The sequence below is a fragment of the Vescimonas sp. genome (assembly GCF_057856985.1).
In genome coordinates this window covers 1-4,653 of record NZ_DBLZXX010000034.1, presented here as the reverse complement: position 1 = coordinate 4,653, position 4,653 = coordinate 1, and the positions used below count along the sequence as shown (strand labels likewise).

General features: G+C 60.6%; 5 protein-coding genes. All 5 read left to right on the top strand.

Translation table 11 applies throughout. The annotated features are described in order from the left end of the window. Positions 1-461: type 1 periplasmic-binding domain-containing protein (locus tag ACZM22_RS10980; protein ID WP_489544098.1), on the top strand; the 461-nt coding region annotated here is incomplete at its 5' end. Positions 462-539: 78 nt separating this feature from the next. Next, positions 540-1,421 (top strand): branched-chain amino acid ABC transporter permease, encoded by an 882-nt coding sequence (locus ACZM22_RS10975; protein WP_337542176.1) that lies wholly within the window; start codon positions 540-542, stop codon positions 1,419-1,421. Positions 1,422-1,434: 13 nt separating this feature from the next. Next, the gene (locus ACZM22_RS10970) at positions 1,435-2,604 is read left to right on the top strand and encodes a branched-chain amino acid ABC transporter permease (RefSeq protein WP_119311652.1); all 1,170 of its coding nucleotides are present in this window, start codon (positions 1,435-1,437) and stop codon (positions 2,602-2,604) included. Beyond that, positions 2,601-3,443, top strand: a complete 843-nt coding sequence (locus tag ACZM22_RS10965; protein WP_119310847.1) for an ABC transporter ATP-binding protein — start codon at positions 2,601-2,603, stop codon at positions 3,441-3,443. Before ACZM22_RS10970 ends, ACZM22_RS10965 begins: the two co-directional genes overlap by 4 nt. Continuing rightward, complete coding sequence (locus ACZM22_RS10960) at positions 3,436-4,146, top strand: ABC transporter ATP-binding protein (protein WP_021750258.1); 711 nt, start codon at positions 3,436-3,438, stop codon at positions 4,144-4,146. The genes ACZM22_RS10965 and ACZM22_RS10960 overlap by 8 nt, the downstream gene beginning before the upstream one ends. The last annotated feature ends 507 nt before the right edge of the window (positions 4,147-4,653 follow it).

Genomic DNA, 4,653 nt, shown 5'->3' with positions numbered 1-4,653 from the left:
TCGTGAAGTTGGCTGCTTCTCTGGGAATTGAAATCCCCATCCTCGGTGGCGATACCCTGGACAGCAATATGGTGCTGGAAGCGGCCGCAGGCAGCGACGTACAGCTGTACGTGTCCACCTTCTACCAGGAGGGCGGCTCTCCAGAGTTTGACGAGGGCTTTAAGGCCTGGCTGAGCGAGGATTCCACCGCCATGACCAACAACGGCGGCAACGACACCATCGCCGCTGTCACCGCCATGGGCTATGATGCCTACTATGTGGCGCTGGAGGCCCTGAAGGCCGCCGGCTCCGCCGATTCCGGCGATGTGATGATGGCGCTGCCTGACGTGAGTTATGACGGCGTCTCCGGCCATATTGAGTTTGATGACTTGGGTGATGCCATCCGGGATACCGCCTATATCAAGGTTGCAGATCCAGCCAACAATGTCTGGAGACTGGAGACAGTTCAGACTGTGAGCTGAAAAACGGAAAGAGATCCGAATCCTGAGGAAATATCTGGGGCCAAGGGAATCCTTGGTCCCAGAGTAATAAAAGGGGGTATCCCTGTGCAATACGGAATTTCCATCCTGCTCTCCGGCATCTCGCTGGGCGGGCAGTACGCCCTGATCGCCATCGGATACACCATGGTTTACGGCATCCTGCGCCTGATCAACTTCGCCCACGGCGACGTGTTCATGGCGGCGGGATTAATCATGGTCTATCTCAGCGCAAGCCTGCCCATCGGCGTGGCGCTGCCGCTGATGATCCTGCTGACGGTGCTGCTGGGCTTTGTCATCGAACGGGCAGCCTACAAGCCGCTGCGCAGCGCGCCCCGGATGAGCGTCATGATCTCCGCCATCGGCGTCAGCTATCTGCTGCAGAATTTGGCCACCTATATCACCGGCGGACTGCCGCAGATGTACCCCAGCCTGCCCGGCCTGTCCAGTCAGATCACCATTGCCGGCACCTCCACCAAAATGGTGACGGTGATTACGCCATTCCTGGTGGTGGCGCTGGTAGTGGTGCTGACCCAGCTCATCAACCACACCAAGATCGGCATGGCCATGCGGGCCGCCTCCCGGGATTTTGAGACCGCGCAGCTGATGGGCATCAAGATCAACAACATCATCAGCTTCACCTTTGTCATCGGTTCCTTCCTGGCGGCGGTGGGGTCTGCGCTGTACTTCACCAACTATCCCTCCATCGTGCCGCTGTCCGGCTCCCTGCCGGGCCTGCGGGCCTTCGTGGCGGCAGTGTTCGGCGGCATCGGCTCCATTCCCGGGGCCGTGGTGGGGGCATTCCTCATCGGTCTCAGCGAGACGGTGATCAAGAGCTCCAACTGGAGTGTGTTTTCCGACGCGTTCACCTTCGCGCTGCTCATCATCATCCTGGTGGTGAAGCCCACCGGCCTGTTCGGTGAGAAGTCCACCGACAAAGTGTAAAGGGGGCGTCACGATGCTGCAAGAAAAAAAGAGCAAACGGGGCGCGTGGATCGCCCTGGGCTGCGTGGCGGCCCTGCTGGTCCTGGTGATTGTGCTGGAGAACACCATGCAGCCCACCAGTATGCTGTTCACCGTGCTGAAGAAGGGAGCTGTGTACGCGCTGGTGGCGGCCTCCCTGAACCTGCTGAACGGCTTTACGGGCCTGTTCTCCCTGGGGCAGGCGGGCTTCATGCTGCTGGGCGCCTACACCTACGCCATTCTGACCATTCCCTCTGCCGACCGGGAGAGCGTCTACTACCTCTACGGCGGCTCGGCAGTGAATTTCTCCCTGCCGGAGCTGTTCGGCGGCGGCGCCCTGGGTCTGATCCTGGGTGTGCTGGCGGCGCTGATCCTGGCGGGCTGTGTGGCGGCGGTGATCGCCTGGCTTATCGGCCTGCCGGTGCTGCGGCTGAAGAGCGACTACCTGGCCATCGCCACCCTGGGCTTTGCGGAGATCATCCGGGCCATCTTCCAGTGGGACCGGCTGGGCCCTGTCACCAACGGCGCCAACGCGCTGAAGAGCTTTCCCACCTTCTCCAGCTTCAACATCGAGAACGCCAATGGGGAGGTGGTGCTGCGCCTTTCCACCTTTGTGCCCTTCCTGCTGGTGGCAGTGTGCATCGGGATCATGGTGTTGTTGATCAACTCCACCTATGGCCGGGCCTTCAAGGCCATCCGGGAGGATGAGGTGGCCGCCGAGGCCATGGGCATCAACCTGGCCAAGCACAAGCGGATGGCCTTCTGCATCAGCTCCTTCTTCGCCGGCGTGGGCGGCGGCCTGTTCGCCATGTTCGCCAACCAGGCCCAAGCCAAGACCTTCACCACCTCCATGACCTACGAGATCCTGCTGATCGTGGTGATCGGCGGCATCGGGTCCATCTCCGGCAGCTGCATCGCCTCGTTCCTGTACGTGGCGGCCAGCGAGTGGTGGCTGCGGTTCCTGGACACGGAGACGTATATCGGCGCCTTCAAGGTGCCCTTCCTGCGGACCGGCTTCCGGATGGTGGTGTTCTCCATCATCATCATGATCGTGGTGCTGTTCTTCCGCCGCGGCCTCATGGGGGACCGGGAGCTCTCTGATGTGGCCCGGAGCCTGCGGGCCCGCCTCTCCGGAAAATCGAAAAAGAAGGAGGCGGCGAAATGAGTGAGAAGATCCTTCGTTTGGAGAATATCACCATGCAGTTCGGCGGCGTCATCGCCGTGAACAACATGAATCTGGAGGTAGGCGAGGGGGAGATCGTCTCCCTGATCGGCCCCAACGGCGCGGGCAAGACTACGGCCTTCAACGTCATCACCGGCGTGTACCAGCCCACCAACGGCGCGGTGTGGTACCGGGGGGAGAAGATCGTGGAAAACTACCCCCAGGGCAAGATGCGCAAGCTCTACAAGGGCGAGCACGCCGGGGAGTACACCCACGCCCTGGCCCCCACCCCGGACAAGATTACCCGGATGGGCATGGCCCGGACCTTCCAGAATATCCGTCTGTGGAAGGACCAGACGGTGTTCGACAACGTGCTGACGGCCATGCACTGCCGTGCGACGTGCAATCTCCTCACTGCGACCTTCCATCTGAACCGGCAGGAGGAGGCGCGGCAGCGCCAGCGGGTGGAAGAGCTGCTGGCGGAGGTGAACCTCAGCGACGTTTCCGGGGAGAAGGCGAACTCCCTGCCCTACGGCAAGCAGCGGCGGCTGGAGATCGCCCGGGCCCTGGCCACGGATCCGCAGCTGCTGCTGCTGGACGAACCGGCTGCGGGCATGAACCCCCAGGAGACCGACGAGCTGACGGCCTTCATCGGGGAGATCCGCACGAAGTTCGGCCTGACGGTGTTTCTGATCGAGCACCACATGGACCTGGTCATGGACATCTCCGACCGGATCTATGTGCTGGACTTCGGCAAGCTGATTGCCGACGGCACACCGGCGGAGATCCAGAACAATCAGCGCGTCATCGACGCGTACCTGGGGGTGGCGGAAGATGCTTAAAATCCAACAGCTGCGGGTGTCCTACGGCGGCATCCAGGCTCTCCGGGGCATCGACCTGGAGGTGCCGGACGGCAAGATCGTCACCCTGATCGGCGCCAACGGCGCGGGCAAGTCCACCACCCTGCGGACCATCTCCGGCCTGGTGAAGGCGGAGTCCGGCTCCATCCAGTGGAACGGGGAGGAGCTGCTGGGCAAGCCCATCGACAAGATCATCTCCGCGGGCATCGCCATGAGCCCGGAGGGGCGGCGGGTGTTTGCGGACCTGACGGTGCTGGAGAACCTGAAGCTGGGAGCCTACCTCCGCAAGGACAAAGCGGAGATCGAAAAGGACCTGAAATGGGTCTATGAGCTGTTCCCCCGGCTGGAGGAACGGAACTGGCAGTCCGCCGGCACCCTCTCCGGCGGCGAACAGCAGATGCTGGCGGTGGGCCGGGCCCTGATGTCACGGCCGAAGCTGATGATGCTGGATGAGCCGTCCCTGGGCCTGGCGCCGCTGGTGGTGCAGGACATCTTCTCCATCATCCGGGAGATCAACCGCCAGGGCGTGACGGTACTGCTGATCGAACAGAACGCCAACATGGCCTTGAAGATCGCGGACCTGGCCTATGTGCTGGAGACGGGGAACATCACCATGTCCGGCACCGGCGCGGAGCTGCTGGCCAATGAGAAGATCAAAGAGGCGTATCTCGGCAAGCACAGATAAGGGGATAGTTGTCAGATGGCAACGGGTGCCAGCGGATGTGATGTGTATGCAATTTTTCTGAATTGGACAAGTAAATCCGGACAGCAAAGAGCCGAGGCGGAGAGTTTTCTTCGCCTTGGCTCTTTACTGCAAGGTGTCATCAGTCCTGTGGCTATCCGTTAGTAGGACATACAAAAGGTCTTTGAGCTTGCAGGCTGCAAGCCCATCCGATTCAGGATGAGGGATTTGAAGCAGTGACGCTGCGAAAGATCGCCGACGTGACAGCATCCTTTTGTTTCCTATGTGGGTGGCCGTAAAGTATGGAGACTTACATTTCTATTTGATGTTACTAAGATTTAATTTAGAAATATAATTGCCGGGTAAAGCACGCCAGCCAGGCGTGCTTTTCTCGTACTCACGCCTAAGCTACAATGGAAGGGAAATTGGCCTGACGAGACTTTTAATGGACTAACCATGTCCGGCTGCTAAACAGTCAGCCATCCTTCCACTGTAGCGTTCGGTTGAGGC

Excerpts from the sequence above, each read along its gene's own strand:
- ACZM22_RS10970 (WP_119311652.1), top strand. The coding sequence starts at position 1,435 with ATGCTGCAAGAAAAAAAGAGCAAACGGGGCGCGTGGATCGCCCTGGGC.
- ACZM22_RS10965 (WP_119310847.1), top strand. The coding sequence starts at position 2,601 with ATGAGTGAGAAGATCCTTCGTTTGGAGAATATCACCATGCAGTTCGGC.
- ACZM22_RS10960 (WP_021750258.1), top strand. The coding sequence starts at position 3,436 with ATGCTTAAAATCCAACAGCTGCGGGTGTCCTACGGCGGCATCCAGGCT.